The following is a 16,849-nucleotide window of genomic DNA, read 5'->3' as shown; positions in this document are numbered from 1 at the left end:
CGAAAGAAAAGCGCACCCCTCGGGGTTCACAAGGAGCTAACGCCACGGCGATGCCGTGAGGAAAAGGCGAAGCAGTCTGGCTTGGGGCGCGAGGCGGTTCGCCCGCGCGTCCTATACAGTAATGTCCCTTGCCCAGGATTCCCACCTGGTTCCCTCCGCAAGCCAGCGCGGGCTGTGCGGGCGCCGCGCCGGTCATTTCCTTTTATCCGATTGTCATATGCTCGTTGCCGAAACTTTTACTATGATAGTGGGCACTTGTGAACGTGTCAAAGCCAGGGCGGGCGGCATTGCGCCTCCTGCCTGCGTATTTGCGCCGATTGCCGCTGCGGGCGCCGTGTTTTGCCTGCTGCGCGAATGGCGGCGTAAACGGTTGCGATGAGAAACGGGAAGGGAAGGCTCGGATGATTCATATCGTTGGCGCAGGCTCGGGCGCCGCCGACCTTATCACGCTGCGCGGGGCGCGCCTTCTGCGCGCAGCCGACGTGGTCGTTTGGGCGGGAAGCCTTGTGAACCCCGAGCTGCTCGCTGAGTGCAAGGAATCCTGCATCGTCTACGACAGCGCGCACATGACCTTGGAGGAAGTGCTCGACGTGATGTGCGCGGCAGATGCGCGGGGCGAGGAAGTGGTGCGCCTGCACACGGGCGACCCGTGCCTGTACGGCGCCATCCAGGAGCAGATGGACGCGCTCGACGCGCGCGGCGTGGACTACGAGGTGGTGCCCGGCGTGTCGAGCTTTTGCGGTGCCGCGGCGGCGCTTCGCCAGGAATACACGCTGCCGGGAATCAGCCAGTCGGTCGTGATCACGCGGCTTTCCGGACGTACCCCCATGCCCGCGGGCGAGGGCATGCGCACCATGGCGGAAAGCGGCTCGACTATGGTCATCTTCCTGAGCTCGGGTATGCTCGCCGAGCTTTCCGCCGAGCTTTTGGCCGCGGGCCGCAGCTCCGACGAGCCGGCGGCGCTCGTGTACAAGGCGACCTGGCCTGAGGAACGCGTGGTGCGCTGCACAGTGGGCACGCTCGCCGATGCGGGCGCGCGAGAGGGCATCGACCGCACGGCACTTGTGGTGGTGGGCCGCGTGCTCGGAGCTCGCGGCGGGCTTGCGCACGACGGCGCGCAAGCGGAGTCGTACGAGCGCAGCAAGCTTTACGACCCTTCGTTTGCCACGGGGTATCGGAAGGCGAGCAGCTAGCGTGGCCTTCGAGCACTACATATATACCGGGACGACCCGCCTGCGCTGCGGCTACACCACGGGGAGCTGCGCCGCGCTCGCGGCGAAGGCGGCCTGCGAGATGCTCTTGTCACGAAAGCCCGTCGGCCTCGTGTCGATCGTCACCCCCGGCGGGCTGCCCGTCGAGGCGAACGTGGTCGACGCATGCATCGGCGAGGGGTGTGCCCAGTGCGCCGTGCGAAAGGACGCAGGCGACGATGCCGATGTGACCGACGGCGTGCTCGTGTACGCGCGCGTGGAACATGCGGGGTCCGGCACGGGCGCTGCGGGCAGCAAGGGCGTGCCCACGCGCGAATCGGAAGTTTCCGTCGATGGCGGCGTGGGCGTGGGGCGCGTGACGCTGCCCGGGCTCGAGCAGCCGGTGGGGGCGGCCGCCATCAACGCGACGCCGCGCGCGATGATCACTTCGGCGGTGCGCGAGGTGTGCGCCGCGCACGGCTTTTCTGGAAATATTGCTGTGACGATTTCGGTACCCGAGGGCGTTTCCCTTGCCGAAAAGACCTTCAACCCGCACCTGGGGATAGAGGGCGGCATCTCCATCCTGGGCACGACGGGCATCGTCGAGCCGCGCAGCCTCGCTGCCTTGCGCGACAGCATCGTGCTCGAGATCCGGCAGCATGCGGCTATGGGGCGGCGCGGAGTCGTGCTCACGCCCGGCAACTACGGCGGGCAGTTCATCTCGGGGCATTTCCACCTAAACGGTGCGCCGGTGGTCTTCATCTCCAACTTTGTGGGCGATGCGATTGATTGCTGCGTTCGCGAGGGATTCACCAATGTCCTTCTTGTGGGACACATCGGCAAGCTGGTTAAGGTCGCCGGCGGCATCATGGACACCCATTCGCGTACCGCCGACTGCCGCGCGGAGATTCTGGCCGCCCACGCGGCCTTGGCCGGCGCGGGCGCGAAGACCGTGCGCGAGATCATGTCGTCGGTCACGACCACGGCGGCGCTCGAGGTAATCGAGGCCGCCGGCGTGGGGGACGCTGCGCGCGCATCGCTCGCTGCGGCAATCGAGGACAGGTTGCGCCGCCGCGCGGCGGGCGCATGCGACATCGCCGCGGTCGTGTTCGACGCCGAGCGCCGCGAGCTTTTCCGCACGTCGGGCGCCGATGCAGTTATCGGGGAATTGGGGGCGACGTATGAATAAAGGCGTGCTGTACGGGGTGGGCACGGGGCCTGGCGACCCCGAGCTGCTCACGATCAAGGCCGTCCGCACAATCGAATCGTGTCCGGTCATCGCCGCACCGCAGACGGCGGACGGGGCCATGGTCGCGCTCGACATCGTACGCGGCGCCGTCGACCTTACAGGCAAGACGGTGATCCCCGTGCGATTCTCGATGACGCGCGACGTCGAGCGCCGCGCGGCCGAGCATGCCTCGCTTGTTCGCGAGCTTGTCGCGCACCTGGATGCGGTCCGCGACGTCGCGCTGCTGAACCTGGGGGACCCGAGCATCTACGCCACCTTCCAGCGCATAGCGCCCGACGTGCGCGCCCGCGGGTTCGAGGCGCGCGCCATTCCCGGCGTGCCGAGCTTCTGTGCGGTCGCCGCGGCGCTCGAGCGCGACCTCACGCCCGAGATGTCGTCGCCTCTGCACATCGTGCCCGGCGGCTACGACGACGTGCGCCGCGCAATCGGCTGGCCGGGGACGAAGGTGGTCATGAAGGCGCGCCGCTCGCTTGCGGACACGAAGCACATCCTTCGCGAGGAGGGCGCCTTCGACGGTGCCGAGCTCGTAGAGGACTGTGGGCTTCCGGGCGAGCGCGTGTACCGCTCGGTCGACGATGTGCCCGATCGGGGCAGCTACTTCTCGACGATGGTGGTGCGCTAGATGAGGGTTTCCTGCATAGCGTTCACTGAGAGGGGGTATGCTTTGGCGGAGCGCACCGCTCGTGCGCTTTCCGATTGCGCGCAGACAGGTGAAGATGACCCTGGCTGGGACGTTTCCGTTTCGCGCGGGTTCGGCGAGGGGAAGGCCGACCTGCGCGCATGGACGGCGCTCGCGTGGGAAGCGTCGGACGCGCTTCTGTTCGTGGGCGCGGCGGGCATCGCCGTGCGGGCGATCGCGCCGCATGTCGCCTCGAAGGCAAACGATTCCGCGGTTGTGGTGATCGACGAGGCAGGGCGCTTTGCCGTCTCGCTTTTGTCGGGGCATTTGGGCGGTGCGAACGAGCTTGCGCAAACTGTGGCACGCGCGGCAGGGGCCATCCCCGTCATCACCACGGCGACCGACGTCCGCGGCGTGTGGGCGGTGGATACGTGGGCGCGCTGTGCGGGGCTCGCCGTTTCGAATCCCGAGGCTATCAAGCGAGTGTCGGCGCGGCTGCTTTCGGGCGGGCGCGTGGCGCTCTATTCCGCCATGCCGATTTCGGGACAGCCGCCTGAGGGGGTTGACATTGTGTCCGACCGCGCTCGGGCCGATATCGTCGTGTCGCCGTTCGCTGGCGCGAATGCAGGTGCGTCCGTTCGCACGGCGGAGACAACGGACGAGGTCGTGCCCGCCGGTGAGACGGGGAAGCCGGCGGGCGTGCGGGCGCAGGCGCCTGCGCCCGAGCCGCTTCACCTTGTCGTGCCCTGCATCGTTGCGGGCATAGGGTGCCGTCGCGGTGCGTGCGCCGAAGCGATCGGGGAGGCGTTTCTTCTCGCGTGCGGGCAGGCGGGCATCTCGCCTTCGGCCGTTCGCGAGGCGGCGACGATCGACGTGAAGGCGCGCGAGGAGGGCCTGCTCGCCTTCTGCCGCGCGCGCAATATCCCGCTCGCGACGTATTCCGCAGAGGAGTTGTCGCAGGTCGAAGGCAGCGTTTCGCCATCTGATTTCGTGTGCGCGACGGTGGGGGTCGACAATGTGTGCGAGCGCGCGGCGCTCGCGGACGGGGGTAAACTTATCTTCCCGAAGCTCGCTCACGGCGGCGTGACCGTCGCGTTTTCCAAGGTAACTTTCGAACTTTCGTTTAAGGAGCGGTGATGGGAAAGCTCTTCGTGGTGGGGATCGGCCCGGGCGGCCCCGACGGCATGACGATTGCGGCTCGGCGCGCGCTCGAGGCGGCCGACATCGTTGTGGGGTACACGAAATACGTGGAGCTCGCGCTCGCCGCCGTGCCTGACGCGGCGCATCTCGCGACGCCGATGATGCACGAGGTCGAACGGTGCCGCCTGGCGCTTTCACGCGCGCAGAGCGGAGAAGCCGTGGCGCTCGTGTGCAGCGGTGACGCGGGCGTGTATGGCATGGCGAGCCCCGTGCTGGAGCTTGCGGAGGACTACCCCGATGTTGACGTGGAAGTTATCGCCGGGGCCACCGCGGCTCAGAGCGGGTCGGCGGTGCTCGGCGCCCCGCTTGCCCACGACTTCGCGGTCGTGTCGCTCTCCGACCTGCTCACGCCGTGGGATGTCATCGAGCGCAGGCTCGCCGCCGTGGCGAGCGCCGACTTCTGCATCTGTTTGTACAACCCGCGCAGCAGAAAGCGCGCCGACAGGCTCTCGCGCGCGGCGAAGATTATGCTCGAATGGAAGGCCCCCGACACGCTCTGCGGCTGGGTACGCAACATCGGGCGCGAGGGGCAGCAGTCGGGCATGTGCAGGCTCTCCGAGCTGGAGGAGTTCGACGCCGACATGTTCACCACCGTGTTCGTCGGCAACGCGGACACGAAGCGCGTAGGCGGCCGTATGGTCACGCCGCGCGGGTATCGGGAGATTCCATGCGAAAGGTAACGATCATCGGGGCGGGGCCCGGAAACCCCGACTTGCTCTCGCGTGCGGCGCTCGACGCGATCGACATCGCCGACGTGGTCATCGGCGCTCATCGCGCGCTTGTCGGCATCGACGTGCCGCCCGACGTGGTGAAATGCGAGCTCGTGAAGACGGCGGACATCGTCGCCGCGCTCATTGATGCGGCGTCGTGGCAGCGCGCCGTGGTCGTGATGACGGGCGATGTGGGGCTGTTCAGCGGCGCGCGCCGCCTGATGGAGGCTCTCTCCGGCGACGCGCAGGTGGACGTGCACGTCATTCCCGGCATAAGCTCAGCGTCGTATCTCGCCGCGCGCCTCGCGCGTCCATGGCAGGATTGGCGCTTCGCGAGCGCTCACGGCGTGGCGTGCGACATCGTGGCCGAGGCCGAGCGCGCAGGTGAGCTCTTCCTCGCCACGTCGGGCGGGGAAGACCCCTCGCGGCTTTCGGGCGAGCTTGTGCAGGCGGGCTTCGCGGACGCGCGCGTGACGGTGGCCGAGCGCCTGTCGTACCCCGACGAGCGCATCACCTGCGCGACCGCAAGTGAAATCGCAGGTCAGACGTTCGACGACTTGAACGTGATGCTTATCGAGTTCGCAGGCTGCGCCGGGTCGCCTGCGGGCTCTAGCGCAGCCTCCGAGGCGCCGGCCGGCGCGTCTGCGCCCGCGGCGGCTTCTTTCGCGGCGGACTCTGCGGGCGCATTCCGCGCCGCGAGCTCCCGCTGGCCGTACGCTTCCTCGGGCATTCCCGACGAGCTCTTCATCCGCGGCGAAGTTCCCATGACCAAGCAGGAGGTGCGCGCCGTCGCGCTCGCGAAGCTGCGCCTTACCGCGACCGACACCGTGTGGGATGTCGGCGCCGGCACGGGGAGCGTGTCGATCGAGGCGGCGCTCGTCGCGCGAGCGGGGTCGGTATGGGCGGTCGAGCGCAACGCGGCCGGCGTGCGGCTCATCCGAGAGAACGCGGATGCATTCGGGTGCGGCAACGTGCATGCGGTCCCCGGTGTCGCCCCCGAAGCGCTCGCGAAACTGCCTGTCCCCGACGCCGTGTTCGTCGGCGGGAGCGCGGGCGAGCTTCCCTCCATCGTGGAGGCGGCGCTCGAGAAGAACTCGCAGGTTCGCCTGTGCGTGCCATGCGTCACCGTTGAGACGCTCACCGAGGCGTGCGCGCTCCTCTCGGGTTCGCGCTTTAAGGGGTTCGAGGCGTGCCAGGTGTCGGCCGCCCGTGCCGAGGCTGTAGGCTCGCACCATCTTATGAAGGCGCAAAACCCCGTGTTCCTCGTCAGCGCGCGTGGTGCGGGCGCGGATGCCGAGGAGCTTGCCGAAGTCGGCGCGCTTGCTGAGTCGCCTGTCGGGGAGGACCTCTCTGTCGAGGGGAACCCATCCGTTGAGGTGGTCTCGCTTGCTAACTGCAGCGCCGCAGGTGGGGAAGGCGGCGCCCGGTGAGCACGTCCATCCCGCGCTTCATGGTCGCTGCGCCCTCGAGCGGGAGCGGCAAGACGGTCGTAACGTGCGCGCTCCTGCGCGCGCTCGCGCACCGCGGCATTGCATGCGCGGCCTTCAAATGCGGCCCCGACTACATTGACCCGCTCTTTCATCGCCGCGTCGTGGGCGCGCGCTCGGGCAACTTAGACGGCTTCTTCACCGACGCCCCGACGCTTCGCGCCCTGCTCGCCCGCGGCGCCGCGGGCGCGGATATCGCGGTGCTCGAGGGGGTCATGGGCTTCTACGACGGCATGGCGCCCGGCGTGGCCGATGCGAGCAGCTACCAGGTTGCGCGCGACACGGAAACGCCGGTCGTTTTAGTGGTGAACGGGCGCGGGGCGTCTTTATCGCTCGCCGCCGTAATCCGCGGCATCGCCGAGTTCCTGCCTTGTGCGAACGTGCGCGGCGTCGTGCTGAACAAGACGAGCGCCGCTGCCTGCGCCTACGCGAAGCCTGCGATCGAGAAGCACGCGGGCGTCGCGGTTTTGGGTAATATCCCCGCCGACGAGGCGTTCTCGCTCGAAAGCCGGCATCTGGGGCTTGTGACCGCCGAAGAAGTCAAGCAGCTCTCCGCGCGCATCGACAAGATGGCCGAGCTGGTGGAAAAGAGCGTCGACGTCGACCGCTTGCTCGAAATAGCGGCGACGGCACCCGATATCCGCGAGGATCCTTACCGGTTGGAGCCGATCGCGGGAGCGTGGCCCATCATCGCCGTCGCGCGTGACGAGGCGTTCTCGTTCTACTACGAGGAGAACCTGCGCGCGCTCGAGGACCTGGGTTGCGAGCTGGCCTTTTTCAGCCCCCTGTGTGATAGCGAGTTGCCCCGGGGGACAAGCGCCCTCTATCTGGGGGGCGGCTACCCGGAGCTCCATGCGCGGCAGCTTTCCGAGAACGCGCTGATGCGCGAGGCGGTGCGGCGCGCGGTGGAATCCGGTATGCCGACGGTCGCCGAATGCGGTGGATTTCTGTACCTGCAGCGCGAAATCGCCGATAGCGAGGGGCGGCGCTGGCCTGTTGCGGGCGCCCTTGAGGGCGCAAGCGAGAACGGGGGAAGGCTGTCCCATTTCGGGTACGTGGAGCTCACTTCTCAACGCGACGGGCTCTACGGGCCGCGCGGCACACGCATCCGCGCGCACGAGTTCCACTACTGGCAGTCCACCTGCCCGGGCGGCGACTTCTGGGCGCAGAAGCCCCGGCGCGACAAGGGCTGGCCGTGCATGACGACCACCCCGTCCCTGGTTGCGGGCTTCCCGCATGTGTACTATCCTGCGAACCCCGACGTTGCGCGCGCGTTCGCGTCTGCCGCAGCGTCGTTCGCAGAGAGGAGACGGCATGGCTGAAGCAACTGAAACCGCGCTTGCCTGCATCCGCGAGGAAGTCGAGCGCGCGTTCTCGTCGGCGCCGGGCGCCGTGCTCGAAGCCGCGCTCTCCCGGATTGCGCCCGCAGACGAGTGCGCCCGCGCCGCCGCGTACGCCGCGTGGGACTCCATCGCGCACCCCTTGGGGGGATTGGGCGACTTTGAAGACGCCGTCGCGCGTATCGCCGCAGCTCAGGGGAGCGCCGAGGTGGCCGAGTTTCCCCGTGCGCTCGCGGTATTCTTCTCCGACAACGGGGTTGTTGCCGAAGGCGTGTCGCAAAGCGGGCAAGACGTGACGCGAGCCGTCGCGCGCAACATGTGCGAGGGGGCCACGAGCGCCTGTCGCATGGCGGCGTTCGCGGGTGCCGAGGTCGTGCCCGTCGACGTGGGTATGGCCCGGGGCATAGAAGACGCGCGCATGGTGCGCGCGAACGTGCGGCGGGGGAGCGGCAACATCGCGCACGGGTCCGCTATGTCTCGCGATGGGGCCGTGCGCGCGATCGAGGTCGGAATCGCCGTCGCGTGCGGGCTAGCCCGCGCCGGCGTACGCCTTCTCGCCGCGGGCGAGATGGGCATCGGCAACACGACCACCTCGGCGGCGGTGGCCGCAGTGCTCATCCGGACGGACGCGCGGAGCCTCGTCGGGCGCGGCGCGGGGCTCTCGGACGCCTCGCTCGCGCTCAAGCGCGACGTGGTCGAGCGCGCTATCGACGCGAACTCGCCCGATCCCGCCGACCCGATCGACGTGCTCTCGAAGGTGGGCGGCTTCGACATCGCGGCGATGTGCGGCTTCTACCTGGGGGCCGCTGCCTCGAAGGCGCCGGCGCTCCTCGACGGGGTCATATCCTGCACGGCGGCCCTGTGTGCGGCGCGCCTGTGCCCCAACGCCTTGGGCTACCTCGTGGGCACCCACGCATCAAGCGAACCCGCAAGCCAGGAGCTCCTTCGCGAGCTCGGCATAAAGGCACCCCTCGACGCAGGCATGCACTTGGGCGAGGGTGCGGGCGCCATGGCGTATCTGCCCCTTCTGGATTCGGCGCTGCGCGTGTACCGGGATGGGAAGACGTTCACGGCGACTGGCATGGCTGCTTACGAGCATTTCGAGGCCGGGAAATGACGGTGACGCTCGTCATCGGCGCCGCCGCGAGCGGCAAGAGCGCCTACGCCGAGTCCCTGTGCCTCGGGCGCGACGGCCCTCGCGTGTACCTGGCAACGATGGAGCCCTTCGGGGAAGAGGGCGCCCGCCGCATCGCGCGCCATCGGGCGCTGCGCGAGGGCAAGGGGTTTTCCACCCTCGAGCGCACGCGTGACGTGGGCACTGCAGTGTCCGGGCTTCCGCGCGGCTGCACGCTTCTTTTGGAGGACGTGGGCAACCTGGTTGCAAACGAGCTTTTCGCGGAAGGCGGCTTGTCCCCACGTGACCCCGACGCTGCGGCGCGCGAGGTGCTCGGAGGCATCGAACGGCTCGCTCAGGCCGCTGCGTATACGGTGGTGGTCACCGTCGACGTGTTCGCCGATGGGATGCGCTACGATGAGGGGACCGAGGCATGGAGGCGCGCGCTCGCGCGCGTGAACGCGGGCGTGGCGGCGCTGGCCGACCGCGCAGTCGAAGTGGTATGCGGGATTCCCGTGTGGATGAAAGGCGAAGGACCTACAAGGTGAAGATAGCTGAGGCAATCGGCGCGGCGTTCGGAACGTTCTCGCGCATCCCCGTCCCGAAATCGGCCTGGACCGATTTCGGATCAACCCATGCGCTTGCCGCGTTTCCCCTGGTGGGCCTTGCGGAAGGCTTCCTCATGACGGCGTGGGGGCACGTGGCGAACCTGCTCGGCGTGCCCGCGACCATCGTCGCGGCCGTGCTCGTGGCGCTGCCTGTGGCGGTGACGGGAGGCATCCACCTAGACGGGCTCTGCGACACCTCCGATGCGCTTGCAAGTTGGGCCCCGCGCGAGCGAAAGCTCGAGATCATGCACGACCCGCGGGCGGGCGCCTTCGGGGTCATCGGTGTTGTCGTGTACCTTATTCTGCAGTTTTCCCTGTTCACCGCGCTGCCGCTTACGGCGGGGGCGTTCCTCGCGCTTCTGTGCTCGCTCGTGTTCTCCCGCGCGCTTTCGGGGCTCGCCGTTGAATGCTGGCCTGCCGCGCGGGCGGACGGCATGGCCGCGGGGCTCTCGCCTTCGAAGAAGCGCTCGGCGATCGCCGTGCCGCTTTGCGCTTTCGCTGCGGCTTCGGCTGCAGGGATGGTCGCGTGCGCTCAGGCCGTCGGCGCCCTTATGGCGGTGGCGGGGCTTTTGGCGCTCGCGTGGTACCGCCATGTTGCCCTGTCCCGCTTCGGCGGGGTGACGGGGGATTTGGCCGGATGGTTTCTGCAATGGGCCGAGCTCGCGATGCTTGCCATGCTGGTGGCGGGGGGCATGCTCCTATGATGCTCGTGGTAGGTGGCGCGCATTCGGGGAAGAGGACCTTCGTGCGCGAAAAGCTCGGGTTCGCGGCGGACGATTTCGTCGACGCGGCGCAGCTAGCGGAGGGCGGCGTGCCCGCGGCTTTTGCCGGCCGCGTCGCGTACCGTGCTGAGGAACTCGTACGCGCGCTCGACGCTGACCGGGCGCTCGAGTGGCTGATCGGCTTCGACGCAGTGATTCTGACCTTGGTCGGCTCGGGGGTCGTCCCTATGCGTGCGGAAGACGCCCAATGGCGCGAGCGCGCGGGGCGCTTGGGATGCGCGCTCGCTGCGCGCGCCGACGTCGTCGTGCGCATGACGTGCGGGATTCCCCAGGTCATCAAAGGAAACCTTGCCGATGCGCCTCGAGGGACGCAGGGCGTGGGCGCGCCTTTGGAAGTCGTCTTCGTGCGCCATGGTGCCACGGCGGGCACGGAAGACCATCGCTACAGCGGGGCGGGCACCGACGAGCCCCTGTCGAGCGCGGGCGAGCGCGCTTTGCGCGACCTCGCGTGCGCTCGTGACGTGTTCCGTGTTATCACGAGCGGCATGGCCCGCACCGACCAGACGGCGCGCATCCTCTTCCCGAACGCGGAGCTTATGGCGTGCCCCGGTCTGCGCGAGATGGATTTCGGTGACTTCGAGGGGCGAAGCGCTGCCGAGCTTAAAGAGAATGTGCGCTACCGCGCCTGGGTAGACTCCTGGTGCGAGACGCGCTGCCCGCATGGCGAGGGCAAGAGCGATTTCACCCGCCGCGTCGTCGCGGCGTTTCGGGAGGCGTGCGAATCGGAGCGCGCCCAGGGGAGTGGGCGCGCCGTCTTCGTCGTTCACGCGGGTACCGTGAAAGCGCTGCTCTCCGAGCTAGCTGTCCCGAAAATGGGATACTTCGACGTGCATACCGAGCCGGGCGGCGCATGGGCCGCCACCTGGGATGGGCGCTGCCTTCGCGACGTTCGCCCCGCTTCGGGGGGCGATGTCCGGTGATGACCATTCTTGCCGTCGCCACCGGGTTCGCGGCCGACCTTGCCTTCGGCGACCCGCGCTGGCTTCCCCATCCCGTCGTCGCCATGGGGCGCGCGATCACGTGGGCCGAAGGCCGCCTGCGGGGCGCATTCCCGCAAACGTCCGCGGGCACGCGTGCCGCAGGGCTTGTGCTCGCCGTGGCGCTTCCGCTTGCGTGTGGGCTTTTGACCTGGGGTATCCTACATCTTTGCGGCATGGTTCACTCCGGCTTGCGCTTCGTGGCCGAGGCATGGGTGAGCTATCAGATTCTCGCGACATGCGAGCTGCGCCGCCAGAGCCTGGCCGTGGCCCGCGCGTTCTCGAAGGGCGGCCTTGTCGCGGCGCGCGAAGCCGTCGGGCTCATCGTGGGACGCGACACGTCTGTTCTCGACGAGCAGGGCGTCGTGCGCGCCGCCGTGGAAACTGTGGCGGAGAACGCGAGCGACGGCGTCATCGCGCCGCTTTTCTACCTTATGATCGGGGGTGCGCCCTTGGGCATGGCGTACAAGGCGGTGAACACGCTCGACAGCATGGTGGGCTACAAAAACGAGCGCTACATCGACTTCGGCTGCGCCTCGGCGCGCCTCGACGATGCGGTGAACTGGATTCCCTCGCGCTTATCGGCCTTGTTCATGATCGCCGTGTGCCCGATCGTCGGGCTCGACGCGCGTGGGGCGGCGCGCATCTGGCGCCGCGACAGGCGTCGCCATGCGAGCCCGAACGCGGCGCAGACCGAGTCAGCGTGCGCGGGCGCGCTTGGGCTGCGCCTGGCAGGACCCGCGGTGTATTTCGGCAAGCTCGTTGAGAAACCGACGATAGGCGACGCGTCCCGCGAAATCGAGTGGGGCGACATCGCCCGGGCGACTAGGCTCATGCTCGCCGCGTCCGTATGCGCGCTTGTCGTCTTCGGCGCCGCGCGCGCGGCGGTCGTGCTCGTCGTGGGGGCGATGGTATGAGGGAAGACCACGCGGCGTCCCGGGCTGCCGGGGGAATCCTGCGCGCCCGTGCGCATGGGGGCAGCTGGCAATCGCTCGGCATCGCTTGCGAAGGGGGCGCCTCCGACCTCATCGACTTCTCGGTGAACGTGAATCCGGCAGGCCCATCCCCGCGGGCCGTCGCCGCAGCTTGCAAGGCACTTTCTCGAATCGACGCATACCCCGATAGGGAAAGCCGCGCCCTCGTTCGCGCCCTAGCGCGCGCCCAGGGCATTCCCGAAGATACTATCGTCTGCGGCGCGGGCGCGTCCGACATCATCTGGCGGCTCGCCGCAGCGGTGCGCCCGAAACGCATCGTCGTGTGCGCGCCGACGTTCTCTGAATATGCGGAGGCGGCATCGTACTACGGCGCTTGCGTGCAGGAGTTCCCGCTCTCCGAAGCGGACGACTTCGACGTGCCCGCCTCCTTCGCCCGCGCGATCGAGGGGCCGAGAGACGTGGCGTACCTCTGCAATCCGAACAACCCGACGGGGCGCCTCGTCGACCCCCGCGTGATCGATGCCGCGGCTTGCCGCTGCGAGCAGGTGGGCGCGCTGCTCGTCGTGGACGAGTGCTTCCTCGGATTTGCGCCCGACGCCCGCGAAAGGAGCGTGGCCACACGCGCCGCGTGTTCGCGCCATGTGGCCGTGCTCTCCGCATTCACCAAGCTCTACGGAATGGCGGGGTTGCGGTTGGGATATCTGATCAGCGGAAACGCCCAACTCATCGAGGGGATTCGCCGGGCGGGGCAGGCGTGGCCCGTCTCCTCGGTCGCCGAGGCCGCTGGCATAGCCGCCCTGGAAGACGTCGAATACGTCTCGCGCACGCGCGATGTATTGGCGGGCGAGCGAGCGTGGCTTTCCCACGAGCTCTCCTCGCTCGGGCTTTCCGTCGTGCCGTCGGATGCGAACTTCCTTTTAGTCCGCACGCCGGCGAAAGACATCCCCGAGCGCCTGTATAAACAAGGGGTTTTGGTCCGCACGTGCGACTCGTTTTCGGTACTGTCCCGTTTCTGGTGCCGCGTCGCGGTGCGCACGCGCAAGGAGAACGCCCGGCTTGCGATGGCGTTCAGCCGCGCGCTTCGGGCGGAAGGCACATCGGGCGAAGGCGAACCCGACGAACGGGGCGGCGCTTCTTGCAGCGGCGCTATGGCGGTCGCGGATGGCCGAGGCTCGGCGAAGGAGGTCGATACCCGTGGGTAGGGCGAAGCCCATCATGATCCAGGGCACCATGTCGAACGCGGGGAAGAGCCTGCTTGCGGCGGGGCTGTGCCATGTGCTTTCGCAGGACGGCCTGCGCGTGGCTCCCTTCAAGAGCCAGAACATGGCGCTCAACAGCGGTGTCACGGCCGATGGGCTCGAGATGGGGCGCGCCCAGATCATGCAGGCCGAGGCGTGCGGCATCGCGCCCGACGTGCGCATGAACCCCATCCTGCTCAAGCCCGAAAGCGACCACCGAAGCCAGCTCATCGTGGCCGGCAAGGCGCAGGGAGCCTTCGCTGCGAGGGACTACTTCGCGCGAAAGAAGGCGCTCATGCCGCAGATTTTGGAGGCGTTCGATTCGCTCGCGGAGGAAAACGACGTCATCGTCATCGAGGGCGCCGGCAGCCCCGTCGAAATCAACCTTGCCAAAAACGACATCGTCAACATGGGGCTCGCGCGCGCCGTGTCCTCCCCCGTGCTGCTCGCGGGCGACATCGACCCAGGCGGGGTGTTTGCCCAGCTCTACGGCACGGTCGCGCTCTTTGCGCCCGAGGATCGCGCTCTTTTGCGGGGGCTTGTGGTGAACAAGTTCCGCGGCGATGTGGAAATCCTGCGCCCGGGTTTGGACCCGCTCGAGAAGATGTGCGGGGTTCCCGTCGTGGGGGTCGTGCCGTATCTTACGCTCGACCTGGACGACGAGGACTCGCTCGCACCGCGCCTATCTGCCCGCGAGGCGCGCGGTGTCATCGACGTTGCCGTCGTGCGCCTTCCGCATCTGTCGAACTTCACCGACTTCGACCCGCTTTCGCGCGTGCTCGGCGTGGGCGTGCGCTACGTTTCCTCGACGACCGATCTGGGCCGGCCCGACCTGGTGGTGCTCCCCGGCTCGAAGACCACGCTCGACGACGCGCGCTGGCTTGCGGCTAGCGGCATCGGAGCCTGTGTACGCGCGCTTTCGGGCGCGGGCACGCCGGTGCTCGGCATATGCGGAGGCTACCAGCTTTTGGGAGACGAGCTTTCCGACCCGCACGGCAGGGAAGGCGCTGGCACCGCGCGCGGGCTCGGGCTCATTCCTGCAAGTACGGTGTTCAAGGAGGAAAAGCGCCTCGCCCAATCGGAGCTGCGCATCACGGGCGCCCAAGGCGCGTTCTCGGTGTGGAACGGCATGATGGCGCGCGGGTACGAGATTCACGACGGCGAAACGACCGTCTCCTGCGCCCCTGCGGGCACGATTGGCGGCAAACCAGAAGGCGCGGCCTGCGGAAACGTGTTCGGAACCTATCTCCACGGCCTGTTCGACGAACCGGGGGTGGCACTCGCCCTCGCGCGCTCGCTCGCGCGCATGCGCGGCCTGCCCGAGAGCGTCGTGGGTGCTGAGGGCGCGGTGTCCGCGGCCGATCATCGTGCGCGCGAGTTCGACCGCCTGGCCGACTCCGTGCGCGGGGCGCTCGACATGGAGTATGTCTACCGCATTATCGAGGAGGGCGTATGATCCACGTGTATCATGGCGACGGCAAAGGCAAGACCACGGCGGCGATGGGCCTCGCCCTTCGCATGCTCGCCGCAGGCCGCCGCGTCGTCGTCGTGCAGTTCCTGAAAGACGGCGAAAGCGGGGAGGTGCGCCTGCTCGCCGAGCATTTCGGCGTGCCCGTGTTCGCGGGGAAGGCGTCGGACAAGTTTACCTGGTCCATGACGTCGGAAGAACTTGCCGCGACGCGCGAGCTGCACGATGGGAACCTCGCTTCCGCGCTCGCCGAGCTCGAGGGCGCGCAGGAGGGGCTGCTCGTGCTCGACGAGGCGCTCGACGCGCTTTCGAAGGGGCTTGTTGACGAGGCGCTCGTGGACCGCGCGCTCGATATGTCCGCGCGCGGCGTCGAAGTAGCGCTCACCGGGCGCGCGCCTTCCCGCAAGATCGTGGAGAAGGCCGACTACATAACCGAGATGCGGTGCGAGAAACACCCCTACGAGCAGGGGATATGTGCAAGGGAAGGAGTGGAGTACTAGATGGATTCCAAGGAGATGGCGCCCGGCGACATCGAGCGGCGCAGCTTTGAGATCATCACCGAAGAGCTCGGCGGCCGCACGTTCCCGCCGCTCGAAGAGCCCGTCGTGAAGCGCGTCATCCACACCACTGCTGACTTCTCGTACGCCGATTCCCTCGTGTTCACCCATGACGCCGCGCACTGTGCGCTCGACGCGCTGCGCGCAGGGGCCACGGTGCTCACCGACACGAACATGGCGCTCGCAGGCATAAGCAAGCCCGCGCTCGCGAAGATCGGCTGCCAGGCCGTGTGCTACATGGCCGACCCGGATGTCGCCGCAACGGCGCGCGCCGCGGGCACGACTCGCGCCGTTGCGAGCATGGACAAAGCTTGCGGCATCGAGGGTCCGCTCATCGTGGCCGTCGGTAACGCTCCCACAGCACTTCTGCGCCTCGCCGAGCTCATGGACGCGGGGAAGATCGCGCCCGCGCTCGTCGTTGGGGTGCCGGTCGGGTTTGTGAATGTGGTCGAGGCGAAAGAGGAGCTACTCGCGCGACGCGTGCCGGCCATCGTCGCGAGGGGTCGCAAGGGCGGCTCGACCGTGGCGGCCGCCATTATGAACGCGCTGCTCTACGAGATCACGCGCCCAGGCGGCCTGAAGTGACGGCGCCCGCATCCGCGCCGGCGCTGCGTATCTTCGCCGGCACCACCGAGGGCCGCCTTCTGTGCGAATGGGCGAGCGGGGTGGGCATCCCCGCCCGTGCCTACGCGGCAACCGAGTACGGAGGCGAGCTTTTGGGCGAGCTCCCGGGCATCGAGGTGCATGCGGGCAGGCTCGAAGAGGCCGACATGGAGCGCGAACTTTCCGGCGCGCGCATCGTCGTCGACGCCACGCATCCCTTCGCTACGCTCGCAAGCGGCAACATCCGGGCCGCTTCGCTCGCCGTGGGTGCACGATGCTTGCGCCTTGCGCGCCCGGTCGAGGCGCTGCCCAAAGGCGTCGTCTCGGTCACGTCGATCGCCTGCGCGGCGCGCTTTCTCTCCGAGAACCCGGGTCGCGCGCTTCTCACGACGGGGAGCAAGGAGCTTGCTCCCTACACGAGCGTCGTCGATTACGCGGAGCGCTTCTTCGTGCGTGTGCTCCCGCTGCCCGGTGCTATAACGAAGTGCATCGACGCGGGGTTTTCGCCATCGCACATCATCGGCATGCAGGGGCCCTTCACCCGCGAGCTCAACGAGGCGATGCTTCGGCAGGTGGGCGCCCAGTGGCTTGTGACCAAGGACTCGGGAACCGTAGGCGGCACGGCCGAGAAGATCGCCTCTGCGCGCGACGTGGGAGCGCGCTGTATCGTGGTCGCCCGTCCCGCCGAGGGAGGCGGGGCCCTTTCGCTTAGGGAAGTGGAGGACGCGCTCTTACGGGAGTTCGCGCGCTAGGCGCTCGCCGCGCCTGTGCG

17 protein-coding genes are annotated in these 16,849 nt (G+C 68.3%); all 17 read left to right on the top strand.

Going from position 1 to position 16,849, the window contains the following annotated elements; all coding sequences use genetic code 11:
* Nucleotides 1-401: 401 nt before the first annotated feature.
* The 17 genes from cobM to cobK are packed head-to-tail and all read left to right on the top strand — an operon-like array spanning nucleotide 402 to nucleotide 16,829.
* Entirely contained in the window at nucleotides 402-1,193 is a 792-nt protein-coding gene (gene cobM / locus DWY05_RS01945; protein ID WP_022094563.1) for a precorrin-4 C(11)-methyltransferase, read from the top strand.
* 1 nt (nucleotide 1,194) lies between these two features.
* Nucleotides 1,195-2,379, top strand: coding sequence for a cobalt-precorrin-5B (C(1))-methyltransferase CbiD (gene cbiD, locus DWY05_RS01940; RefSeq protein ID WP_255413190.1), 1,185 nt, complete (start codon nucleotides 1,195-1,197; stop codon nucleotides 2,377-2,379).
* On the top strand, nucleotides 2,372-3,061 hold the full coding sequence (gene cobI, locus DWY05_RS01935; RefSeq protein WP_117837189.1) for a precorrin-2 C(20)-methyltransferase: 690 nt from the start codon (nucleotides 2,372-2,374) through the stop codon (nucleotides 3,059-3,061). The genes cbiD and cobI overlap by 8 nt, the downstream gene beginning before the upstream one ends.
* Nucleotides 3,062-4,195: a cobalt-precorrin 5A hydrolase gene (locus DWY05_RS01930; protein WP_117837188.1), complete on the top strand. Its 1,134-nt coding sequence runs from the start codon at nucleotides 3,062-3,064 to the stop codon at nucleotides 4,193-4,195.
* Complete coding sequence (gene cobJ / locus DWY05_RS01925; RefSeq protein WP_117773819.1) at nucleotides 4,195-4,938, top strand: precorrin-3B C(17)-methyltransferase; 744 nt, start codon at nucleotides 4,195-4,197, stop codon at nucleotides 4,936-4,938. The genes DWY05_RS01930 and cobJ overlap by 1 nt, the downstream gene beginning before the upstream one ends.
* Nucleotides 4,926-6,398 (top strand): precorrin-6y C5,15-methyltransferase (decarboxylating) subunit CbiE, encoded by a 1,473-nt coding sequence (cbiE, locus tag DWY05_RS01920; protein WP_117837187.1) that lies wholly within the window; start codon nucleotides 4,926-4,928, stop codon nucleotides 6,396-6,398. Before cobJ ends, cbiE begins: the two co-directional genes overlap by 13 nt.
* Nucleotides 6,395-7,777 (top strand): cobyrinate a,c-diamide synthase, encoded by a 1,383-nt coding sequence (locus DWY05_RS01915; RefSeq protein WP_231500782.1) that lies wholly within the window; start codon nucleotides 6,395-6,397, stop codon nucleotides 7,775-7,777. Before cbiE ends, DWY05_RS01915 begins: the two co-directional genes overlap by 4 nt.
* Nucleotides 7,770-8,912: a nicotinate-nucleotide--dimethylbenzimidazole phosphoribosyltransferase gene (locus DWY05_RS01910; RefSeq protein ID WP_117837186.1), complete on the top strand. Its 1,143-nt coding sequence runs from the start codon at nucleotides 7,770-7,772 to the stop codon at nucleotides 8,910-8,912. Before DWY05_RS01915 ends, DWY05_RS01910 begins: the two co-directional genes overlap by 8 nt.
* Nucleotides 8,909-9,457 (top strand): bifunctional adenosylcobinamide kinase/adenosylcobinamide-phosphate guanylyltransferase, encoded by a 549-nt coding sequence (locus tag DWY05_RS01905; protein ID WP_117837185.1) that lies wholly within the window; start codon nucleotides 8,909-8,911, stop codon nucleotides 9,455-9,457. The genes DWY05_RS01910 and DWY05_RS01905 overlap by 4 nt, the downstream gene beginning before the upstream one ends.
* The gene (locus DWY05_RS01900) at nucleotides 9,454-10,221 is read left to right on the top strand and encodes an adenosylcobinamide-GDP ribazoletransferase (protein ID WP_158558597.1); all 768 of its coding nucleotides are present in this window, start codon (nucleotides 9,454-9,456) and stop codon (nucleotides 10,219-10,221) included. The genes DWY05_RS01905 and DWY05_RS01900 overlap by 4 nt, the downstream gene beginning before the upstream one ends.
* The gene (locus tag DWY05_RS01895) at nucleotides 10,218-11,219 is read left to right on the top strand and encodes a histidine phosphatase family protein (protein WP_117837183.1); all 1,002 of its coding nucleotides are present in this window, start codon (nucleotides 10,218-10,220) and stop codon (nucleotides 11,217-11,219) included. The genes DWY05_RS01900 and DWY05_RS01895 overlap by 4 nt, the downstream gene beginning before the upstream one ends.
* Nucleotides 11,219-12,193, top strand: coding sequence for an adenosylcobinamide-phosphate synthase CbiB (gene cbiB, locus DWY05_RS01890; protein WP_117837182.1), 975 nt, complete (start codon nucleotides 11,219-11,221; stop codon nucleotides 12,191-12,193). The genes DWY05_RS01895 and cbiB overlap by 1 nt, the downstream gene beginning before the upstream one ends.
* A complete protein-coding gene (locus DWY05_RS01885) occupies nucleotides 12,190-13,413 on the top strand; it encodes a histidinol-phosphate transaminase (RefSeq protein ID WP_158558598.1) in 1,224 nt (407 codons plus the stop codon). The genes cbiB and DWY05_RS01885 overlap by 4 nt, the downstream gene beginning before the upstream one ends.
* On the top strand, nucleotides 13,406-14,905 hold the full coding sequence (locus tag DWY05_RS01880) for a cobyric acid synthase (RefSeq protein ID WP_231500780.1): 1,500 nt from the start codon (nucleotides 13,406-13,408) through the stop codon (nucleotides 14,903-14,905). The genes DWY05_RS01885 and DWY05_RS01880 overlap by 8 nt, the downstream gene beginning before the upstream one ends.
* Nucleotides 14,902-15,417 (top strand): cob(I)yrinic acid a,c-diamide adenosyltransferase, encoded by a 516-nt coding sequence (locus tag DWY05_RS09990; protein ID WP_117839768.1) that lies wholly within the window; start codon nucleotides 14,902-14,904, stop codon nucleotides 15,415-15,417. The genes DWY05_RS01880 and DWY05_RS09990 overlap by 4 nt, the downstream gene beginning before the upstream one ends.
* A complete protein-coding gene (locus tag DWY05_RS09985) occupies nucleotides 15,418-16,059 on the top strand; it encodes a precorrin-8X methylmutase (RefSeq protein ID WP_117839769.1) in 642 nt (213 codons plus the stop codon).
* Nucleotides 16,056-16,829, top strand: coding sequence for a precorrin-6A reductase (gene cobK / locus DWY05_RS01870; protein WP_117837179.1), 774 nt, complete (start codon nucleotides 16,056-16,058; stop codon nucleotides 16,827-16,829). Before DWY05_RS09985 ends, cobK begins: the two co-directional genes overlap by 4 nt.
* Nucleotides 16,830-16,849 lie beyond the last annotated feature (20 nt).

It is taken from the genome of Collinsella sp. AF23-4AC (genome assembly GCF_003462685.1).
Lineage (GTDB): Bacteria > Actinomycetota > Coriobacteriia > Coriobacteriales > Coriobacteriaceae > Collinsella.
The sequence above is the reverse complement of the archived record's forward strand: the minus strand, read 5'-3'. Positions and strand labels throughout refer to the sequence as shown.

Excerpts from the sequence above, each read along its gene's own strand:
- cobM (WP_022094563.1), top strand. The coding sequence starts at position 402 with ATGATTCATATCGTTGGCGCAGGCTCGGGCGCCGCCGACCTTATCACG.
- cobI (WP_117837189.1), top strand. The coding sequence starts at position 2,372 with ATGAATAAAGGCGTGCTGTACGGGGTGGGCACGGGGCCTGGCGACCCC.
- DWY05_RS01930 (WP_117837188.1), top strand. The coding sequence starts at position 3,062 with ATGAGGGTTTCCTGCATAGCGTTCACTGAGAGGGGGTATGCTTTGGCG.
- cobJ (WP_117773819.1), top strand. The coding sequence starts at position 4,195 with ATGGGAAAGCTCTTCGTGGTGGGGATCGGCCCGGGCGGCCCCGACGGC.
- cbiE (WP_117837187.1), top strand. The coding sequence starts at position 4,926 with ATGCGAAAGGTAACGATCATCGGGGCGGGGCCCGGAAACCCCGACTTG.
- DWY05_RS01910 (WP_117837186.1), top strand. The coding sequence starts at position 7,770 with ATGGCTGAAGCAACTGAAACCGCGCTTGCCTGCATCCGCGAGGAAGTC.
- DWY05_RS01905 (WP_117837185.1), top strand. The coding sequence starts at position 8,909 with ATGACGGTGACGCTCGTCATCGGCGCCGCCGCGAGCGGCAAGAGCGCC.
- DWY05_RS01895 (WP_117837183.1), top strand. The coding sequence starts at position 10,218 with ATGATGCTCGTGGTAGGTGGCGCGCATTCGGGGAAGAGGACCTTCGTG.
- cbiB (WP_117837182.1), top strand. The coding sequence starts at position 11,219 with ATGACCATTCTTGCCGTCGCCACCGGGTTCGCGGCCGACCTTGCCTTC.
- DWY05_RS01885 (WP_158558598.1), top strand. The coding sequence starts at position 12,190 with ATGAGGGAAGACCACGCGGCGTCCCGGGCTGCCGGGGGAATCCTGCGC.
- DWY05_RS09990 (WP_117839768.1), top strand. The coding sequence starts at position 14,902 with ATGATCCACGTGTATCATGGCGACGGCAAAGGCAAGACCACGGCGGCG.
- DWY05_RS09985 (WP_117839769.1), top strand. The coding sequence starts at position 15,418 with ATGGATTCCAAGGAGATGGCGCCCGGCGACATCGAGCGGCGCAGCTTT.